At 41.7% G+C, this 18993-nt stretch carries 18 protein-coding genes; 5 read left to right on the forward strand and 13 right to left on the reverse strand.

Annotated elements, in window-relative coordinates; genetic code table 11:
• Positions 1–270: 270 nt before the first annotated feature.
• Entirely contained in the window at positions 271–1146 is an 876-nt protein-coding gene (locus ACFVS1_RS23420) for a nucleotidyltransferase-like protein (RefSeq protein WP_241593563.1), read from the reverse strand.
• A 175-nt stretch (positions 1147–1321) separates the two neighbouring features.
• On the opposite strand from ACFVS1_RS23420, the gene ACFVS1_RS23425 reads away from it, so the two are divergent.
• Positions 1322–1675, forward strand: coding sequence for a YgzB family protein (locus ACFVS1_RS23425; RefSeq protein WP_101225973.1), 354 nt, complete (start codon positions 1322–1324; stop codon positions 1673–1675).
• Between the two features lie 99 nt (positions 1676–1774).
• On the opposite strand, the gene perR is transcribed toward ACFVS1_RS23425, so the two are convergent.
• The 11 genes from perR to ACFVS1_RS23480 all read right to left on the reverse strand — a co-directional run bounded on the left by perR (position 1775) and on the right by ACFVS1_RS23480 (position 10180).
• Complete coding sequence (gene perR, locus ACFVS1_RS23430; protein WP_076371177.1) at positions 1775–2218, reverse strand: peroxide-responsive transcriptional repressor PerR; 444 nt, start codon at positions 2216–2218, stop codon at positions 1775–1777.
• Between the two features lie 156 nt (positions 2219–2374).
• A complete protein-coding gene (locus ACFVS1_RS23435; RefSeq protein WP_352926256.1) occupies positions 2375–3319 on the reverse strand; it encodes a D-2-hydroxyacid dehydrogenase in 945 nt (314 codons plus the stop codon).
• 149 nt (positions 3320–3468) lie between these two features.
• Positions 3469–4578: an aminopeptidase gene (locus ACFVS1_RS23440; protein WP_387551116.1), complete on the reverse strand. Its 1110-nt coding sequence runs from the start codon at positions 4576–4578 to the stop codon at positions 3469–3471.
• Between the two features lie 11 nt (positions 4579–4589).
• On the reverse strand, positions 4590–5060 hold the full coding sequence (gene bcp / locus ACFVS1_RS23445; RefSeq protein WP_352926254.1) for a thioredoxin-dependent thiol peroxidase: 471 nt from the start codon (positions 5058–5060) through the stop codon (positions 4590–4592).
• 62 nt (positions 5061–5122) lie between these two features.
• Positions 5123–5542: a potassium channel family protein gene (locus ACFVS1_RS23450; protein WP_101225970.1), complete on the reverse strand. Its 420-nt coding sequence runs from the start codon at positions 5540–5542 to the stop codon at positions 5123–5125.
• 469 nt (positions 5543–6011) lie between these two features.
• Entirely contained in the window at positions 6012–6230 is a 219-nt protein-coding gene (locus ACFVS1_RS23455) for a helix-turn-helix domain-containing protein (protein WP_096339021.1), read from the reverse strand.
• Between the two features lie 10 nt (positions 6231–6240).
• Complete coding sequence (locus tag ACFVS1_RS23460; protein ID WP_352926252.1) at positions 6241–6720, reverse strand: DUF2975 domain-containing protein; 480 nt, start codon at positions 6718–6720, stop codon at positions 6241–6243.
• Positions 6721–6755: 35 nt separating this feature from the next.
• On the reverse strand, positions 6756–7241 hold the full coding sequence (locus ACFVS1_RS23465) for a DUF2975 domain-containing protein (RefSeq protein WP_387551121.1): 486 nt from the start codon (positions 7239–7241) through the stop codon (positions 6756–6758).
• A 301-nt stretch (positions 7242–7542) separates the two neighbouring features.
• Positions 7543–8328, reverse strand: coding sequence for an ABC transporter permease (locus ACFVS1_RS23470; protein WP_048678294.1), 786 nt, complete (start codon positions 8326–8328; stop codon positions 7543–7545).
• A gap of 4 nt (positions 8329–8332) precedes the next feature.
• Positions 8333–9124 carry an ABC transporter permease gene (locus ACFVS1_RS23475; RefSeq protein ID WP_192207891.1) on the reverse strand — a complete coding sequence of 264 codons (792 nt, stop codon included), beginning with the start codon at positions 9122–9124 and terminating at the stop codon, positions 8333–8335.
• A 48-nt stretch (positions 9125–9172) separates the two neighbouring features.
• Complete coding sequence (locus ACFVS1_RS23480; RefSeq protein ID WP_352926249.1) at positions 9173–10180, reverse strand: ABC transporter ATP-binding protein; 1008 nt, start codon at positions 10178–10180, stop codon at positions 9173–9175.
• A 151-nt stretch (positions 10181–10331) separates the two neighbouring features.
• Here ACFVS1_RS23480 and ACFVS1_RS23485 point away from each other — a divergent pair, with 151 nt between their 5' ends.
• The 4 genes from ACFVS1_RS23485 to ACFVS1_RS23500 all read left to right on the forward strand — a co-directional run bounded on the left by ACFVS1_RS23485 (position 10332) and on the right by ACFVS1_RS23500 (position 18316).
• The gene (locus ACFVS1_RS23485; RefSeq protein WP_387551126.1) at positions 10332–10640 is read left to right on the forward strand and encodes a hypothetical protein; all 309 of its coding nucleotides are present in this window, start codon (positions 10332–10334) and stop codon (positions 10638–10640) included.
• Positions 10641–10796: 156 nt separating this feature from the next.
• Positions 10797–12086 (forward strand): glutamate-1-semialdehyde 2,1-aminomutase, encoded by a 1290-nt coding sequence (locus ACFVS1_RS23490; protein WP_387551127.1) that lies wholly within the window; start codon positions 10797–10799, stop codon positions 12084–12086.
• 339 nt (positions 12087–12425) lie between these two features.
• Positions 12426–16898 carry a glutamate synthase-related protein gene (locus ACFVS1_RS23495; RefSeq protein ID WP_387551129.1) on the forward strand — a complete coding sequence of 1491 codons (4473 nt, stop codon included), beginning with the start codon at positions 12426–12428 and terminating at the stop codon, positions 16896–16898.
• 326 nt (positions 16899–17224) lie between these two features.
• Complete coding sequence (locus ACFVS1_RS23500; RefSeq protein WP_352926244.1) at positions 17225–18316, forward strand: FUSC family protein; 1092 nt, start codon at positions 17225–17227, stop codon at positions 18314–18316.
• 56 nt (positions 18317–18372) lie between these two features.
• Here ACFVS1_RS23500 and ACFVS1_RS23505 read toward each other — a convergent pair whose 3' ends face one another.
• Positions 18373–18831, reverse strand: a complete 459-nt coding sequence (locus tag ACFVS1_RS23505; RefSeq protein ID WP_352926243.1) for a MarR family winged helix-turn-helix transcriptional regulator — start codon at positions 18829–18831, stop codon at positions 18373–18375.
• Between the last annotated feature and the right edge of the window lie 162 nt (positions 18832–18993).

An 18993-nucleotide genomic window follows, 5' to 3' on the forward strand; every position in this document is an offset into this window, starting at 1 on the left:
AATGTTTGACTTGCTCATTTGCTTTTTTGATAGTGTGTGCTCACTTAAAATTTAACGTTGGCGCTTTGTTTTGTTCAGTTTTCAAAGAGCAATTTCGTTGTCGTTTACTTCGTAAGCGACTTTTACATCTTATCATGTTTTCAACATTGTTGTCAACATGTTTTTTTGAGTTTTTTTGTTTTAATGAAGCTGCGAAAGCTGATGTCCCGCAGCGACATGTATTAATATAACACCTATAATACTATTGGTCAACAATAAAAATGCATTTTTTTAAAAGTTTTTTGACACTCGATAAAACCGGTGATATACCTCGTGACCTTTTGTCTCCGCTTTGATGACGTCGATTACCTTCTTCTCTATCAAATATTCCAATAAAACACCTAGGTCGACTGAATAAAACTTAACTTCCGGATGCTCCATAAGTTCCGCAATCGTCCACGGATCTTCTTTCGTCCCCATTATTTCGACCAAATGCTGTGAACCTGCATTCGTCCTCGAATAAATAAGAAATTCGCTCGCAAGGAATAGAAGCTCCAATCTTTTTTCGAGAGTTTCCTCACTGCTGATCAATTCTTTATACAACTTATAGATCTCAGGTTCCATATGCTTCACTTGGTTCCAAACCGTAACCTCCGGATAAAAACCTTGTTCTATTATTTCCAAACGGGCCAAATGATGCAAGGAATGAACGATATGGTTGTATGCCTCCAGATAATGGCCTTTTTCAAAGAAGCTTTTCCCATCCATGTACCTGCGAATTAACTTCGCAAACTCCATCCCCATCTTTAACTTCCTTCCATAGAAGGGGAACTCCCGGATTTCTGTTTTCAAACGGTCCAAATATTCATTCCGGTCAAAAAGAACCTTCCCGTTATATATCCAGTCAACCACTTTGCGGTTCGTACCTAATAGAAGCCATTCTTTTAACTGGTCTTCCTTCACGATATGTAAGGCTGCCTTTTTATCCCGGTATGTGTAATGTTTTAAAAACACGGCCTCTTCGGCTTCGTCTGCAATCACAAAAAGGATGTAGTCAAATGTATCGGTAATCGGGCTATTATCATCCCTTTTTTCTATTAACAAGATTCCAAGTGTAGATTTTAAACTTGCTCGCTCTTGATAAATCGGGCGAAGGATATCTTCCATCATAAATTCCTCCATAACCTTTTTTTTTAGAATTTCGACAAAACTCTTCAAATTCCTGCTTATGTCCCTTACCCCAAACCATCTCAATTCAAAAGTAATATGTATCCTTTATTTCTTTTTTGTTCCATCCATTGTTTATGTTATAGTTAAAGTTATATTTTAGGAGGGACAATCCATGGCTAAATATTCTAGCAAAATCAATAAAATACGCACTTTTGCTTTGAGTTTGATTTTCATCGGCTTCATCGTAATGTACCTGGGACTTTTCTTCAAAACGCATCCTGTTGTCATGACGATTTTCATGGGGCTGGGCCTTTTATTCATAATCGCAAGTACAGGGGTTTATTTTTGGATTGGAATGCTTTCCACAAAATCGATCCAGGTTGTCTGTCCTAACTGCGGCAAACCTACAAAAATACTAGGGCGTGTAGATATTTGCATGCATTGTGAAGAACCATTGACACTTGACAAAAAGTTGGAAGGCGAAGAATTCAACGAAAAATATAACCGGAAAAGCCTGCACGACTAATGAATTCGACTAGCTGAATTCCCTTTAAAGAAGTCTTTAACAATTGTATCATTTCTTCATAACATGAAAAAAAGTTCCAACCAAGTGGAGGAACTTTTTTTAATGCGATTCTTTTTTCGCACAATCCGTACAGTCGCCGTAGATTTCCATCCGATGGTGACTAACATTGAAACCGGTGACTTGTGCTGCGAAATGCTCGACTTCATCCAATGCAGGATAATCGAAATCCACAATTTTCCCGCAAGTTTGGCAAATTACATGATAATGATTCGTCGTCACAAAATCAAACCTTGCTGAAGAATCACCATACGTAAGTTCTTTTACCAAACCTACCTCACGGAACACACGCAGGTTGTTATAAACCGTTGCCACACTCATATTCGGAAACTTGCCTTCCAGCGCTTTATATATATCATCAGCGGTAGGGTGGGACATGGAGCTTATCAAATACTCAAGTATCGCATGGCGTTGAGGAGTTATTCTTACACCGGTATCTTTTAAGGAATCCAACGCTTCTTTTAACTGAACTTCAGACACCGTCATCCACCTCTTTTTCTCATTAAGTATGCATTCTTAAATTATAATGTTTATAAATAGTGTACCTTTTATGCGTTGAATTTGTCAATAATTCAATGGCTTAACCATTCTTTTTTAGTTTATTCATGAACACATTGAATCTTTCCCATTTTTGCAATGAGTTTAGTATCCCCTGGATAAGTCGATTACGTTGGTGAAGTCTTTTCCACCTTTCAGGTATTCGCGCATGTTTTTTTCGAATATGGCAAAGGTTCTTGGTAAATATTCTCCGCTTTTACTTGAAAGATGCGGAGTGACTGTAACATTCTCCATCCTCCAAAACGGATGCCCTTTTCCTAATGGTTCCGGATCAAATACATCCAAGATGGCATGAGATAATTCCCCGGCATTCAGGGCTTCGATCAGCATTTCATCGTTAATCAGGTCGCCGCGGCCAATATTCACGAATACTGCAGTTTCTTTCATTGCTTCAAAGTGTTCTTTTTGCAGAAGGCCCTTCGTTTCATCCGTACTTGGCAGGACGGATACGATATAATCGGCCCCCGGTAAGGCTTCCAATAAATTATCCAGGGCATAGAGTTGATCTATGGATTCCACGGGTTTCCCGCTCCGGTTCACTCCTATCGTCGTCATCCGAAAGGCTTTCCCAAGACGAGCCACTTCCCCTCCAATTGCACCCACACCAATAACTAACATCGTCTTGCCATTCAATTCCCCTACTTCAATCTTTCTATCCCACAATTCATCCTTTTCATTCTTCATAAGCAGTTTCAATTTCTTTTCATATTGCAAAAGCATCCCTATCGTATACTCTGCCATCGGGATTTTATGAATGCCTCTAGCATTCGTCACCAGAATGCCCCGTTCCTCTATGGCTTTAAATGGCATTAATTCCATCCCTGCACTCATGACCATAATCCATTTCAACTTTTCAGCTTTCCCAATGATTTCTTCCGTTAAGTCTTCACCATATGTAATTAAGATTTCCGCTTGACGAAGCGGCCCATCCGTCCATCCTTTTTGATAAATGAAGCTCAAGTCAGGAAAAGCTTCCTTCATCTTCTTTTGGATGCCTTCATTCGGAATGACAGTTGAAAGTATTAACATGTTTATCTCTCCCTTTTAATTAACATAAAAAAAACACGGGCTCTATGTGTCCCGCGCAACTTTCTCTGAGGAGGTATTCCCTTAATAAAGCATATTCAGGTGTCCCCTTTTTGAGTTGGACAAAAGCCTTAGCCTTATTAAAAAAGGCTTTATTTTAAGGAATTTGGGTTTAATGCATCCAATTCCGGCAAAATGAAAACGCCATCCCTTCTGATCAGGACGTCGTCAAAGAAGATGTCACCACCCCCATATTCGGGCCGCTGAATCAAAACCATATCCCAATGAATCGATGATCGGTTTCCATTATCCGCTTCTTCATAGGCAAGTCCAAGAGCCAAGTGCAGACTCCCGCTTATTTTCTCATCGAACAAGATATCGTCCATAGGTTCCAATATGTATGGATTGATCCCAATTGCGAACTCGCCGATAAACCGGGACCCTTCATCAATATTCAGAATTTGGGTCATTTCAGAGTCACGATTGGAAGTAGCTTTAATGATTTTTCCCTTTTCCACGTTTAATTCTATGTCACTAAAGGTGAATCCTTCATAGGTTGTTGGTGTGTTGAAGGATATCCTTCCATTGAGACTATCTTTTATGGGTGCCGTAAACACTTCCCCATCCGGTAAATTCTTTTTTCCGGCACATATGACGGCCGGCATACCTTTGATGGAAAAGGTCAAATCTGTTCCTGGCGAAACGATCCTGACTTTATCAGTTCGTTCCATCAATTGTTTTAACGGTTTCAAGGCCGTCTCCATTTTCCCATAATCCATGTTGCATACATTCAAAAGAAAATCTTCGTACCTGTCGAAGGTCATGCCGGCTTTTTGCGCAGATGCGTTGGTAGGATAATTAAGCAAGACCCAACGTCGGTTGTTTACATAGAAAAGAGTGGGCGAATTCATAGCCTCCCCTTGAAGACGGTGCCTCTCGATGGGAACATTGGTCATTTTCACATCGTTTTCTTCCCAGGTGATGATGATGACCGCATCGATATCCTTATATTTCTTCAAGGCCCATTGCGAAGAGGTGTCAAGTTGTTCCTTTACATTCCCTTGTAACAGGTGGCGGCTTATTTCATCGTCTTCGAGTTCTACATATGGGTATGCACCCACTCTGTAAATTTCATCAATCAGCTCTTTCAATAATGGTTTCGTGTTGATATGCCCCCGTATGAGGATCCTCTCTTTTGGCTGTAATTGTATCGAATGATGAATCAGCCTGGCTGCAAGCTTCGTTATTCGCTCATCCTTCATCTGCCTGTCCCTTATTTTTCGAGGTCGCGAAGAGTTTGAAGAGCTTCTTCGACGTGGCCTTTGACTTTTACTTTACGCCATTCTTTGACTACCTTACCAGCCTTATCAATCAGGAAAGTTGAACGTTCAATGCCCATATACTCCTTGCCGAAGTTCTTTTTCAATTGCCACACATCAAAGATTTCAGCCGCTTCATGATTTTCATCAGCCAGCAGCAGAAAAGGCAATCCATGTTTTTCGATGAATTTTTCATGACGTGCAGCTGGGTCTGGGCTTATCCCAATGATGACAGCGTCCAATTCCTCAAATTGCTCATTATGGTCCCGGAAATCACAGGCCTCAGTCGTGCAGCCTGGCGTCATGTCTTTTGGATAAAAATATAATACAATATATCTCCCCTTAAAATCCGATAGGGACACCATTTCGCCATTGTTTGCAGGAAGCTTGAAATCAGGTGCTTTTTCTCCAATTTTAACAGTCATATTGAACCCTCCATTTCTTTCATTATGGTAAGAGTACCCAATAATTGAAAGAAACACAACTTTCATTTATCCTTCCTATCTTTGTGCTCCAAATCGATCACCGTCCGGATTACGAACGCTGCCGGCAGTGTATAACCGATGAAAGCCTGAATCGTAGCTATCATCCTGCCCATGCCAATCGGGGCTATATCTCCATACCCTACAGAAAACATCGTCATCGCACTAAAATAAAAAGAAGTCTTCAACTGTTCATAGAAAGTGCCATCCAATCGATTGCCCATATCAAGAATCACCGAATGATTCTGAAGTTCGTATAATAAATAGATCAGTGCAAACCCGACTAATATCGTCGCATATAAATTGCCAAGCCACAGCATATCCTCCAGAGAAAACTTCTTTCCCCCCGACTCAACAAGAAATAACGTACGAATGCTCATCACCATGCAAAAAATGATTCCTGCAATCAAGATGTAGAAAGTCATCCCCCACGCCCCATTTCAAAACGCCACTTCCTCTATACATACTCCCTGTCCAAACAATATATTCTTTTTTAGGAACAGACCTCATCCTCCTACACACTTAATAACCGGATACTTTCCTGAATCTTTTTCTTTTTCATACGTTTTTTCCTCGAATGCGGAAGCAAGCTCTCCGTGGCTACGGGATGTTGCCCATCCAACACAGCAGTCACGGACTTTTTTAACCGACCTTGTTTTTCCACCGGATCATCACATTACCATCTTTGGCGGGAAAGCAATGGCCTATGGTGATCAAATAGCTGAGGTGCAAACATGGCAAATCACATCCTGTTTTTTGTCACTAATATCAATGCAATTCTCAATGGAATTCTCTGAGTAAATAACATCAATAAACGCAAAGAAGGGATAGCTTAATGGCTATCCCTTAAATTCTCTATCCACTCCCGTTAGTTAATAAATTTGTTGTCTGTTTTTATTGAGTGTCTTCGTCGCTTTTGTACTCCAAAATCTCACCTGGCTGACAATCCAAAGTCTTACATATCGCTTCTAATGTTGAAAAACGAACCGCTTTTGCTTTCCCATTTTTCAGAATGGAAATATTAGCCATAGTAATTCCAACCCTCTCCGAAAGCTCCGTTACGCTCATTTTTCGTTTTGCTAACATCACATCAATATTAATTATAATTGCCATATCCCCCACCTCAGACCGTCAAATCATTTTCTGATTTTATGTTAATCGCTTCTTGTAGAAGCCGTTGGAGGATAGCAGCAAAAACGGCGATAACCAACGAGGCAAAAATGATGATGAGTCCCATTAATCCAATAGGAGGGTCAACTTTCTTCGCTATAAAATGAAAGAGTGGCAAACCTAATACATACAAACCACTGATTGTAATCGCACAGCACTTTATGTTCTTTAACGCTTTTACAGATAATTTCGAGAACGCTGTGTTCTCGTCAATGTACCGTACAAGGTTGAATGCCTGATAGAGAGCAACGTAAAAAGGAATAGCCGCTCCATACATCACGATGAAAATGAGATATTTCATTAGGGCAATATTTGGATACAATTTTGCTGCGAAATTCGCCATATGGGGAACTAAAAATATACACAATGCAAGAACTGGGATTCCTATAAAAATAACAGCTAGCTTTAAAAAGAGTGTCGTAACTCGTTTCATAAAAAGTACCTCGTTAATTAAATTTTCTCAAACCGTTAATCATTTTTTGAATTAATATCTGGGACATTTTTTAATGGCTTTTGAAGTGCATCCACAATGGCTGCGATGATACTTGTTGCTAAAACACCCATTAGACTTAGTGATATAGGACCTGCGGGGTCGTCTCCTGTGATTTTAGCAAGCACCTTTAAGCTTACTATTCCTAATAGAATGAGGAAAATGACTGTAAAAGCACATTTTTTTATAACCTTCAAAGATTTAAGGGATAATTCAGACAGAGCATTGTTTTTTTCGATATAGGTTAGTAGTTTAAATGCTTGAAACAACGCAACAGAAAACGTAATACAGAATCCATATGCACATACTAAAAAGGGGATTAAGAAATAAGCCGTATCTGGATGTACCTTTGCATCTTTAATGGCTATCTCAGGCAACCAATAGATACATAAAGCAAGCACTGCAATTCCAGCCAGAAAAATAATTCCCTTTAAGTAAGTGGTTGAGCCTCGTTTAACATTCATTTAAAACACCTCACCTATTTAGTGACAACCTGATTTTAGCACATCATTTATCGATTAACAATAAATTAGTATTGTTTAATATTATATTATTATTGTTATTAAAATATCCTTTTGATTTTAACAAAAATAAAAATCATTTCTCATTACAAAGATATGCCCATACTTCCACTGCTTTGGGTTTTCCTGGGTTAAAAAAACTCCATATCTGTTCCACCATCATAATTCACAGTAAAAATTACACTGTAATAAACGCAACTAAACAAAAACCCCTTCAACATGAATGCTGTTGAAGGGGTTTCTTTCAGTTCCCTGCCCCGCGGTACCTCTTCACTCCCTGATTCCATATGAATACGGATATCACGAAAAAGGCTACCCCAATTACAGGTGTGGCAAATGCATATGCATACCACTCTTCTTTTCTAAGGAAATAAGATGCCGGATAGACACCAACAAACGCGAATGGCAGCACCCATGTAAGGACAAAACGAATGACCTTATTATAAATATCTACAGGATAGCGCCCATAGTTCCCGATATTGTACATCATTGGCATGATGGAGGTTTTCGCATCCGACCAGAAACCAATGCTTGCTATCGCAACGAATATGGCTGCATAAGCAAGAGCCCCGCCTATTGCAAAAATGATGAAAAGGATCGGGTCATACCACGCAAGCTGTAGATCCAATGAAATCCCCGAATAGAATATAATGATCAAACCGGTCACAACACCAAATAACGCTTCAAGCTCGATTCTTTCTAAAATGACTTGAAATAGGCTATGTATCGGTCTTGTTAATATCCGGTCCATTTCACCTTTGACGATATAGCGGTCATTAAAATCCCAGATGTTGAAAAAGGCTGAAAAAAGGGCGAATGGGATAAGGAAAAATCCATAAATGAATATGATTTCTTCTCGGCTCCAGCCGCTTAAAAATTGTGTATGTCCAAAAACGACTAAGATAAATACCAGATTCACGACCTGATTCAGCAGGTCAGATAGGATTTCCATGAAGAAATCGGCTCGATATTGCAGTCTTGTTTTCATATATTGACTCACATATTGAAAAAACATCGATACATAAAACATCCCGTCAACCTCCTTGAATAATCAGCTGTTTTTTTGCGACTATCCATAAAAGCTGAATCGGTATTATGAGAATGATGCACCAAATTAACTGCTGTAAAAGTGCCATGCCAATTTCGCCTGAACTGTACCCGTTCGTAAAAATCATGCTTGGTACATAGCTGATCCCTTGAAAGGGTAAATATTTCATCACTTCCTGCGCCCATATAGGATAGAAACTGATGGGCAGCAGCAGACCGGAAAATAAATCAATGATAACCCTTTTCGCGCGGATTAATCCGGCATTATTATATAAGAAAAAGGTAGTGATTCCCGTCAATAAGTTAATTTGTGTATTGATGATGAAGCTGAACAGCAAGGAAATGCCGAACATCCCCCACGTAGCCGGCTCGTGCGGCAATTCGATAGGAAAAATGAATGCTACCAGAAGCATCCCCGGAATCGAGAAGAAGAAGAAACGGAATATCCCTTCCCCAAGTCCTTGCATCGTTTTCATGCCTAAATAGTTATAAGGCCGGATCATCTCAATGGCAACCTTGCCGTCTTTAATCTCAGTGGCGATTTCGCGGTCAATATTATTGAAATAAAATGCGCGCGCCATCCATGCAACCGCGACATAGGTCGTCATCTGCATGCTTGAAAGTCCTTCGATTGAGCTTTTTTCTCCATATATGGCATTCCATAAGAAATAATAAGCACCGATATTAATGCTATAAATTAAAATGCCGGTATAATAATCCGTTCGATACGCAAGCATCATTAAAAAACGCATGCGGATCATGGCAACATACTTCCCCATGGCCCTCCCCCTTCTTGATAGACACGTTGTTTCTTATTGATAAGAGAGTCAGACAGTGCCTTCTTCGTAAATATTGCGAACGATCTCTTCAATGGACGTTTCATGGATTTTGATGTCTTTAATTTTAAAATGAGATACGACAGCTGAAACAAGCTGTGAAATATGATCACTTTCTTCTTTCAACAAGGCAATGTAAGTTTGATTTTTCTCATCATAAACCCAGTTAGCGGTAAATGGGAGCGCTAATGATTGTAATTCCTCCAATGCGATTGGCTCGATGAATTGAAAATGGATCTGTTTTTCCTCCGCCCAGTTATTTTTCAAACTCTGCAATTCCCCATCATAGATGATTTGTCCTTCATCAAGCATGATTACACGCTCACATAATGCTTCAATATCTCCTAGATCATGTGTAGTCAAAAGGATAGTCGTATTATATTTCTCATTGATTTCTTTCAGGAACTCACGAATCTTCATTTTCACGAGCACATCAAGTCCAATTGTCGGCTCATCCAGGAACAGTAAAGGCGGATTGTGGATCAAAGCTGCCGCAAGCTCACAGCGCATCCGCTGACCAAGCGAGAGTTTACGCACTGGTTTGTCCAGCAAAGGACCGATATCAAGCGTCTTGATGACATGTTCCATATGATCGTTATATTGTTCATCTGTTACCTTATAGACCTTTTTTAACAGCCTAAACGACTCTTGAACCGCAATATCCCACCAAAGCTGTGAGCGCTGACCGAATACGACTCCGATTGTTTGAGTGAACTTTTCCCTTTCTTTATGCGGGTTCATGCCATTGACCGTGATTTCACCTGCTGTCGGTTCCAAAATACCTGTCAGCATTTTGATCGTGGTCGATTTCCCTGCACCATTTTCCCCGATATACGCTACCATCTCACCCTTTTTTACAGTAAAATTGATATCATTGACGGCAGGGACGACCTTATAATTTCTGGTAAGTAAATCCCGGAAGGCACCCTTTAACCCTGAACGGCTTGATGCCGACTTAAATTCCTTCCGAAGCTGTTTCACTTGAATTGCATCACTCATCCTGTTACATCCTCCGTAATCTCTTGTCCTAATGAATTAGTTTATCCAACCTAAGCTTTTTAGACAATAAAAATGCTTGGCTGCCATTTACCATTTTCAGGGAGGGAATAGCCGTTGCACCAGATACATATATAAAGGAGACGAGTATGCTATGAATATCAAAAAATTATTACTATCCCAAATTGAAAAAGTCGTTTTCGACCTTCGATATGACTTCCTTTATGAAGATGAGTACGGTGAATTATTATGCCAGGTCATCCAAAGGGATTCCAGCGGGTCGATTGAAAGCACACCCATCAGTTTCCACCTTCGCATTAATGAAGAGAAAGGAACCGGCCAGCTAATCTATTACCAAGCCCATGGCGAAATAAACCGCCAATCCTTCGACATCGAAAACCCTGACACCATCTTGGCCATTCTTACTTTCATAACCGGAGTTTTGAAGTCCTACCCTATTTAGCAAACAAAATGAAGGCCCGGAACCCTGATGCTTATAGGGCTGGAGCGCTTCCATCAGTGAATGATTCACATTTCCCCGACTTCGACCCCAGATTTACGGATGGAAAAGTGCTATGATTAAGGAGTATTATGTTTATATTTTTAGGAGGTTTTAAGATTGGATTTTAGTATTTCGGAGCGTTTACATAAAGAGGCATTGGAACATATCGTTGGCGGGGTTAACAGCCCGTCCCGTTCTTACAAAGCTGTAGGCGGCGGTTCACCTGTTGCGATGGATCATGCCAAAGGTGCTTATTTCTGGGATGTTGATGGCAATAAATATATCGATTACTTAGCTGCATATGGCCCGATCATCACAGGTCACGCGCATCCACATATTACGGAGGCGATCGTTAAAGCAGCAGAAACGGGCGTTTTATACGGCACACCGACAAAACATGAAGTCAAATTTGCCAAAATGTTGAAGGAAGCCATACCATCCATGGATAAAGTCCGCTTCACCAATTCAGGAACCGAGTCCGTCATGTCCACCATCCGCGTTGCCCGCGCTTACACAGGACGCGATAAGATCATCAAGTTTGCAGGCTGTTACCATGGACACTCCGACCTTGTTCTCGTCGCTGCAGGTTCCGGCCCGTCCACTTTAGGTACACCGGACTCTGCCGGCGTTCCCAAAAGCATCGCACAAGAAGTCATCACGGTACCTTTCAATGATATTGAGCCATTTAAAGAAGCAATGGATAAATGGGGCAATGAAATTGCTGGCGTGCTGGTTGAACCGATCGTTGGCAACTTCGGAATCGTGGAACCAAATCCCGGCTTTTTGGAAGAAGTCATTTCATTGTCTCATGAAGCCGGATCACTCGTCATTTTCGACGAGGTCATCACAGCGTTCCGCTTCATGTACGGAGGGGCACAGGACTTTTTGGGAATTCAACCCGATTTGACCGCGCTTGGAAAAATCATCGGGGGCGGGCTTCCTATTGGTGCCTACGGCGGTAAAAAAGAGATAATGGATTCTGTCGCGCCGCTGGGACCAGCCTATCAAGCGGGTACGATGGCAGGAAATCCAGCTTCCATGCTTTCCGGGATAGCTTGCTTAGAAGTACTTAAAGAAGAGGGGCTGTATGACGAGCTGGACCGGCTGGGGAAAATCCTTGAAGAAGGTATCCTGAAAGCGGCCCGCCAATATAATGTACCGATCACCATCAACCGCCTTAAAGGGGCATTGACGATCTATTTCACGACAGAAAAGATTGAAAACTATGAGCAGGCGGAAAATACGGATGGCGAAATGTTCGCTAAATTCTTCAAGCTCATGCTCAACCAAGGAATCAATTTGGCGCCGTCCAAATACGAAGCCTGGTTCTTGACGATTGCTCACACGGATGATGATATCGCTTATACTCTAAAAGCGGTTGAACATGCATTCAAAAACCTAATATAATAAAAAGAATCAGCATAATTATGCATTTTTTATACACCCTCAGGTTGTTCATTAATCTTGAGGGTTTCTTATTCCCCTTTAATAAATCTTTAATATTGGCATTTGAAGCCACTCCTTACAAAAATCCCACCAATTACAGCATCCAGTCCATTGTATAAAAAATTGATTTCTGAATATTTAAATGATATGATATAGATACATTTATATACATTTATACACTTTCTTTCAATCTATCAAAACTTGGACTATTGTTCGGGTTTACTAATATTTCCCCCATTAATCACATGCTACAGGAGGTGAAAGGCAGAGAATAAGGGTAACCTTATTCAAGCCACAAATATGACCCAACAATGGACACCCGCTACATTCAAAGAATTTCACAAGGAAGAACATGATGCCTGCGGTATCGTTTCCTGCATCGAAAAAAAGAAGGTCCCTACTAACGAAAACATCTTTGCCTGTATCGACGCCCTGGTTAAAATGAACCATCGCTGCGGCTTCATCAATGGTGAGGGCGATGGCGCCGGCATCCATATCGATATTCCCCGGGCTCTTTGGAAAAAGAAGCTTGAAGCGGTAAATGTCGATTCAAGCATCGTCGATCAAGATTCCTTCATAGTCGGCCATTTATTTTTAAGCAAAAAAACAGAAGCTAACGACTTAAAAATCGAGGTCAAGGAGAAACTGCTCCAACATGGTCTCTCATTGATATTCGAAACGGATAAAGCATACCGTTCCGAGGCATTGGGTCCGATTGCCATTCAAGAAGACCCAGTGTTCTGGCAATTTGCCTGTTCCTCCACCATCAATAAAAACCAGGAGCTTTCAAATGTTCTTTTCGAGCTGACTTCCGACATTGAAAAAAGTGATTTCATCCATGTTGCATCTTTAAGCCAGCACCATGCGGTATACAAAGTGATGGGTGCTGGAGATACGCTCCCTGCCTATTATCTTGATCTTGCCGACCCTTTGGCTGCCTCCACCATGACACTGGGGCATAATCGTTTTTCAACTAATACTCTATCAAGCTTCTTCCGGGTTCAGCCTTTCAGTGTACTTGGTCATAATGGCGAAATCAATACCATCGCCAAATTGCGTGATGAAGCGAAAATGATCGGAGTTCCCATCGCTAAAGATGGAAGCGACTCACAGGATTTAAACAAGACGATCGAAACTTTCATCTGCCGTCATGGCTACTCTTTATTTGAAGCTGTCGATCTTATGTTCCCGCCAATCATCAATGAAATCAAGGAATACCCCGAGCACTTACAAGACTTATATACGTATTTAAGGGAAGCATGGGGTCATTTTGCACAAGGTCCGGCAGGCATCATCTCCCGTTTCGGCGATGAAGCCGTGTTCTCAGTCGACTCTTTAGGCTTGCGCCCACTATGGAATATTGAAACGGAATCATCCTATATGTTCACTTCCGAACCAGGAATCATCCCTTCCAGTGAATATACCGGTGATCCGAAACCGATGGGGCCAGGGGAAAAAATCGGTTTGAAATGGAACGGCGACCGTATTGAATTGTACACATACAAGGATTACCAGGATAAAGTATTTGAACTCTTCAATGATCGTTTCGTCCTTTCCAATGACCGAGTCCGCTTACAGCCCCAAGTGTTTGAAAAGGTTGTCTCCATGACAAATACACAAGCCATTCATAATGGTCAGTATAAAGCCTTTGGGTGGGAAAGGGAGCATGTTCAATTAGTGGAACAGATGGCTGAAAAGGGCGCTGAGCCCATTCGTTCCCTTGGTCATGATGCGCCACTCGCAGCACTTAATCCCCAACGGACCAACATCGCTGATTTCATTAAGGAAAGTGTGGCCGTTGTAACTAACCCAGCGATCGACCGGGACCGGGAAACCGAGCACTTCTCAACAAGAACGATCATCGGAAAACGTCCTTCCCTTTTCGAAGCGAATAAGGCAGGAAGGGTTACGGAGCTGCTGACTCCCTTATTGATAGAAGGGTCAACGGGTTATGAGTGTTCATCTATCTTATCGCAGCCAAGCTATGATCAGTTCATTAAATATAACCAAGATCAAAAACTCGTACACTTCATTTCAAGCACATTTAAAGAAGATGAAAACATCACGGATGCCTTGTCCAGGATTACGGATGAAAGTGTCAATGCAGTGGATGAAGGAAAAACGCTGCTCGTTCTGGATGATGCCCTCGCCCATCAAAACGGCAACCTTTGGCTTGATCCCCACCTTGTCACTTCAGCCGTCGATCAAGCGTTGGTCCGCACAGGCAAGCGCCGTGATTGTTCCATCCTTTTACGTTCAGCATCGCTAAGGTCACTGCATGATATCATCGTTTCTTATGGTCTTGGGGCCAACTTAATCAGCCCCTATTATATGTTCCTTTCTTTATCTTCGGATGACCTCAAGGGGGTTACCAATCTATATAACTCCTTGACGAAAGGTCTTGAGAAAGTCATTTCCACCATTGGCATTCATGAGCTGCGCGGCTATGGAAGACTTTTCTCAAGCATCGGTTTACATGAGGAAATCGCGAAATATTTAAATGTGGCTAACTTCTTCGGATCCAATGATCTGGACTATAATTTTGATAAAATCAAGACAGATGCCATCCAGCGAGCAGAAGATTACGGCAATGAAAAAGAACGGATGGGCAAAACCTTTCATCTGTTCCCAAGAATTTGGAAGTCCATCGGGGAAGTTGCTTCAACCGGGGACTATGATGCTTATCGCGAAAAGATCACCGAACAGGAAGAATCCAATCCTACGACGATCCGCCACTTGACATCATTAAAGACTTCAGATGCTTCCATCCCTTCTGAAGAAGTCAGTCTTTCGGTCGGCGAACAGGAATTGCCGTTCGTCATAGCCTCCATGTCTTTTGGATCACAAAATGAGATTGCTTTCCGGGCCTATGCTGAAGCTGCCGAGAGGTTAGGCATGATCAGCATGAATGGTGAAGGCGGGGAAATAAAGGATATGCTTGGCAAGTACCCGAAATCCCGCGGACAGCAAATCGCTTCCGGCCGTTTCGGTGTCAATGCAGAGCTATTGAACTCTTCAAATCTATTGGAAATTAAAATTGGTCAAGGGGCAAAACCTGGTGAAGGCGGTCACCTTCCAGGTTCCAAGGTCACAGCGAAAATCGCAGAAGCCCGAAATGCAACAATCGGTTCCGATTTGATCTCCCCTTCCAATAATCATGATATATACTCAATTGAAGATTTGGCCCAAATGATCCATGAGCTAAAAACGGCAAACGACAAGGCAAAAGTTGCCGTCAAAGTACCGGTCGTTCCAAACATTGGTACGATTGCTGTCGGCGTCGCAAAAGCGGGGGCCGATATCATTACGCTTTCCGGTTTTGATGGCGGAACGGGTGCTGCCAGGATCCATGCACTCGCACATGTCGGTCTGCCAGTTGAGATAGGTGTGAAAGCCGCCCATAATGCGCTGCTTGAGTCAGGTATCAGACAGAATGTTGAAATTTGGGCTGACGGTGGGTTAAAAAGCTCGATGGATGTATTGAAGGTAATGCTGCTTGGTGCAAACCGTGTAGGCTTTGGAACCCTTTCTATGATTGCCGTCGGCTGTACAACGTGCCGCGGATGTCACCTTGATACTTGCCATGTGGGCATCGCCACACAAATTGAATCGGAAGCACAGGCGAAAGAACACGGGCTGCGCCGTTTTGTTCCACGAAAATTTGATTTAGCCGTTCAGGGATTAACGAATATGTTCAGTGCATTTGCAAGAGAACTCAAATCTTTGACCGGATCACTTGGGGTGAAGAATCTTCAGGATATCGTCGGACGTTCTGATTTACTGCAGCAAGTTAAAGGTCAACAATCATTGGATTTAACCTATTTATTGAAAAACTTGGATATAACACCTTTCTCACATAAGGAAACGGCTGCATATTTGAATGAAGGCTCGATGCAAGTAGCCGTTGGCGCTGAATATCTTGATTCGCATGTAGATGATCTGCAGCAATCCCGTAGCTATAGCTCGATCACTTCCGAGCAGCGTGTACTCGGAAGCAGGGTGTCCTGTCACCGCGTTAGGGGCAGATTGGACGGATCATACAAAAAACTTCCTCCCGTTCACCTATCCTACCAGGATGGTTCCATTCCGGGTAACGGACTCGGGGCATACAATACGGAGGGAATTACAATCAGCGTGAATGGCGGTGCCCAGGATGGTATCGGCAAAACATCGATTGGCGGTAATATTTCCATCTTTAAATCTCCAGGAAAAGATGGAAAGTTCTACAATGGCTCTGTAGGCAAGGGCTTTGGTTACGGTGCACAGCATGGTCTTCTCATTGCCCAAGGTGATGCCGATGCCAGGGCGGGAATCCGGCTTTCCGGAGCGGATATGATCATTGGAGGATTATTGAAACAACCGCTTCCTAAAAAGGAAACCGGTAATATTGCGGTAACTTCCAATATTAAGGGATTCGCTTTTGAATACATGACAAATGGAAGAGGTTTGGTTCTGGGAGATCCCGGTCCATGGATTTGCGCAGGGATGACAGGCGGTGTCGTTTATTTACGGCAACAGCCTGAATCTGGATTAACCAAAGAGGTCATTAAGAAGCGGGTTGCGAAAGGGGCAAAGATCTCCATTGAGTCCCTATCCGCAAGAGGCCTGCAGGATGTGGCCGAACTGCTGGGCAAATATACGGCCCTCTTGAAAGATCATGGCCAAAGCGAAGAAGCGGCCTCTTTAGAGGCACTGCTTCAAAATCCTGAAGAGCACTTCCTTCAGGTCGTTCCAGTTAAAGAACAGGCGGACCCTGCTGTTTCCACGGAGTGATGCCGAAAATATATATTAATAAAGGCTGATGCTCTTAAATGCGAGCGTCAGCCTTTTCCTTTCATTTACCTCTGGAATGTTCTCAAACATTGGAAAAACAAATTTGAAAGCAATCAAGAAATTGCCTATCGTTTCTTTATATATTAAACTTGATTTTAGCTATTGTAACTCTTAGGAAAATCCTGTATATTACTTTTTGTTTACATCTTCTTATTTTAGTGTAAAGTACTAACAAATAAGGTAGAATACAACTTTAAGTAAAAGCCTATATATAAATAGAGCCACGATCCATTACATTACAATACAAAGAAAGGATTAACCCATATATGAAGTTTGGTGCCCGCATTCTCAAAACAGGAATAGCAATTGTTTTAGCGCTTTATCTATCGGAACTGCTTAACCTTCCTGCTCCTGTCCTTTCTGGGATTGCTGCAATTTTTGCAATACAGCCGACCATTTACCGTTCATACCAAACGGTGTTGGAGCAAATTCAAGGAAATATAATTGGCGCATTGGTTGCTGTCTCCTTCGTTTTGTTGTTCGGAAATGATATTTTTATAATCGGTCTTGCCGTAATGGTTGTCATAACCATCAATTTAAAACTGAAAATGGATAAAACGATTGTCCTTTCCATCGTGACGGTCATTGCCATCATGGAAAGCCAGGAAGGGGAATTCCTGAATTTTGCCTTTATTCGTCTCTCATCCGTTTTGCTTGGAATCGTTTCTTCGTTTATCGTGAATCTGGTTTTCATTCCTCCAAAGTACGAATCAAAGCTTTATACACGCATTACAGATGTAACCGAAGACATCTTGAAATGGATCAGAATCAGCACAAGACATGCTACAGAACACACTTTATTGAAAAAAGACATCAGCCGATTGAAGGCAGAGTTACTCGATCTGGAACATATCTATTCCATGTACAAAGAGGAACGGGAATATTTCAAGAAGAACAGTGTAGCTAAAGCAAGAAAGCTTGTCGTTTATCGGCAAATGATCATAACGACAAAAAAGGCGTTTGAAACCTTGAAGAGAGTCCATAAATTCGAGAATGAAGTATATCAAATGCCTGAGGATTTCCAACGGAGCATCTTACAGCAGCTTGATTCCTTGATCCGCAAGCATGAACAGTTGATATTACTGCATATCGAAAAAATCAAGTCCATCGAGGAGATTGAAGATTGGGATCAGGATTGTTTAAGTCGCAAAGAGCTGCTTGCCCACTTTTTCGAACAGCAAAATCAAGTGGACGAAATGCATGATAATCTGGGCCATCTCTCTGCCCGCCTAGTGCCATTGATTTCTGCAGTCATAGAATATGACGAACAATTGGAACATCTTGAAAAGCTGATTGTCAGCTTCCAGTCCTTCCATAAGGAAGATAACGAAATATCTATCCAGTATGAAGAAGATTAAAAAAGACGGTTCCCTGGAACCGTCTTTTTCGTCTCTATTTAGAGCATGCCCTCATCTTAATCATCCAAAAGGTTCTTATCAGCTGCCTTTTCGATCGTATCCAATTTCTTCAAAAGATCCTGCAGCTCATCTTCCGAGAATGAATTGAAGTTCTTACCCATCAATTGGTTATGTTCCGCAAGGACTCTCCCCAAAATCGCTTCTCCTGCCTCTTTCAATTCAAGGTTGATGACCCTGCGATCCTTTTCAGAGGGCTGCCTTTTTACATAATCCATTTCGACCAACTTATCTACAAATACGGTAATTGCACTTGGCTTAACGGTTAAGAAGTCAGCCAGCTTGGTCGATTTGATTGACCCCTCTTTTTTTAATATCAATAATATGAAAAATTGAGGCGACGTTAATCCATAAGGCTGAAGATTTTTTGCTACGATGGCCCTAAGCTTCTTCCTAATCCGAAAAATCTGCATTTCTATACTATTAGTTACTTCCCATTTAAAATCCAGCCTTCTCACTCCTTATATAGGACAATCCTACCTCTTAAATTTAATTAAATGGCATTCCAATGTCAACTTTACTTTCCAAATATCCTTAAAACTAAAAAAAATTCAAATTTTTACTATTTCACTGTATTTATTTCCCACTATTTTTCCGAATAAATTACATGACAAAAAATA

The organism is Peribacillus sp. NPDC058075 (assembly GCF_042885195.1).
Lineage (GTDB): Bacteria > Bacillota > Bacilli > Bacillales > DSM-1321 > Peribacillus.

What these genes read in the sequence shown, in the direction of transcription:
- ACFVS1_RS23420 (WP_241593563.1), bottom strand. Translation starts at nt 1,146, where the DNA reads ATGGAAGATATCCTTCGCCCGATTTATCAAGAGCGAGCAAGTTTAAAA.
- ACFVS1_RS23425 (WP_101225973.1), top strand. Translation starts at nt 1,322, where the DNA reads ATGGCTAAATATTCTAGCAAAATCAATAAAATACGCACTTTTGCTTTG.
- perR (WP_076371177.1), bottom strand. Translation starts at nt 2,218, where the DNA reads ATGACGGTGTCTGAAGTTCAGTTAAAAGAAGCGTTGGATTCCTTAAAA.
- ACFVS1_RS23435 (WP_352926256.1), bottom strand. Translation starts at nt 3,319, where the DNA reads ATGTTAATACTTTCAACTGTCATTCCGAATGAAGGCATCCAAAAGAAG.
- ACFVS1_RS23440 (WP_387551116.1), bottom strand. Translation starts at nt 4,578, where the DNA reads ATGAAGGATGAGCGAATAACGAAGCTTGCAGCCAGGCTGATTCATCAT.
- bcp (WP_352926254.1), bottom strand. Translation starts at nt 5,060, where the DNA reads ATGACTGTTAAAATTGGAGAAAAAGCACCTGATTTCAAGCTTCCTGCA.
- ACFVS1_RS23450 (WP_101225970.1), bottom strand. Translation starts at nt 5,542, where the DNA reads ATGACTTTCTACATCTTGATTGCAGGAATCATTTTTTGCATGGTGATG.
- ACFVS1_RS23455 (WP_096339021.1), bottom strand. Translation starts at nt 6,230, where the DNA reads ATGGCAATTATAATTAATATTGATGTGATGTTAGCAAAACGAAAAATG.
- ACFVS1_RS23460 (WP_352926252.1), bottom strand. Translation starts at nt 6,720, where the DNA reads ATGAAACGAGTTACGACACTCTTTTTAAAGCTAGCTGTTATTTTTATA.
- ACFVS1_RS23465 (WP_387551121.1), bottom strand. Translation starts at nt 7,241, where the DNA reads ATGAATGTTAAACGAGGCTCAACCACTTACTTAAAGGGAATTATTTTT.
- ACFVS1_RS23470 (WP_048678294.1), bottom strand. Translation starts at nt 8,328, where the DNA reads ATGTTTTATGTATCGATGTTTTTTCAATATGTGAGTCAATATATGAAA.
- ACFVS1_RS23475 (WP_192207891.1), bottom strand. Translation starts at nt 9,124, where the DNA reads ATGGGGAAGTATGTTGCCATGATCCGCATGCGTTTTTTAATGATGCTT.
- ACFVS1_RS23480 (WP_352926249.1), bottom strand. Translation starts at nt 10,180, where the DNA reads ATGAGTGATGCAATTCAAGTGAAACAGCTTCGGAAGGAATTTAAGTCG.
- ACFVS1_RS23485 (WP_387551126.1), top strand. Translation starts at nt 10,332, where the DNA reads ATGAATATCAAAAAATTATTACTATCCCAAATTGAAAAAGTCGTTTTC.
- ACFVS1_RS23495 (WP_387551129.1), top strand. Translation starts at nt 12,426, where the DNA reads ATGACCCAACAATGGACACCCGCTACATTCAAAGAATTTCACAAGGAA.
- ACFVS1_RS23500 (WP_352926244.1), top strand. Translation starts at nt 17,225, where the DNA reads ATGAAGTTTGGTGCCCGCATTCTCAAAACAGGAATAGCAATTGTTTTA.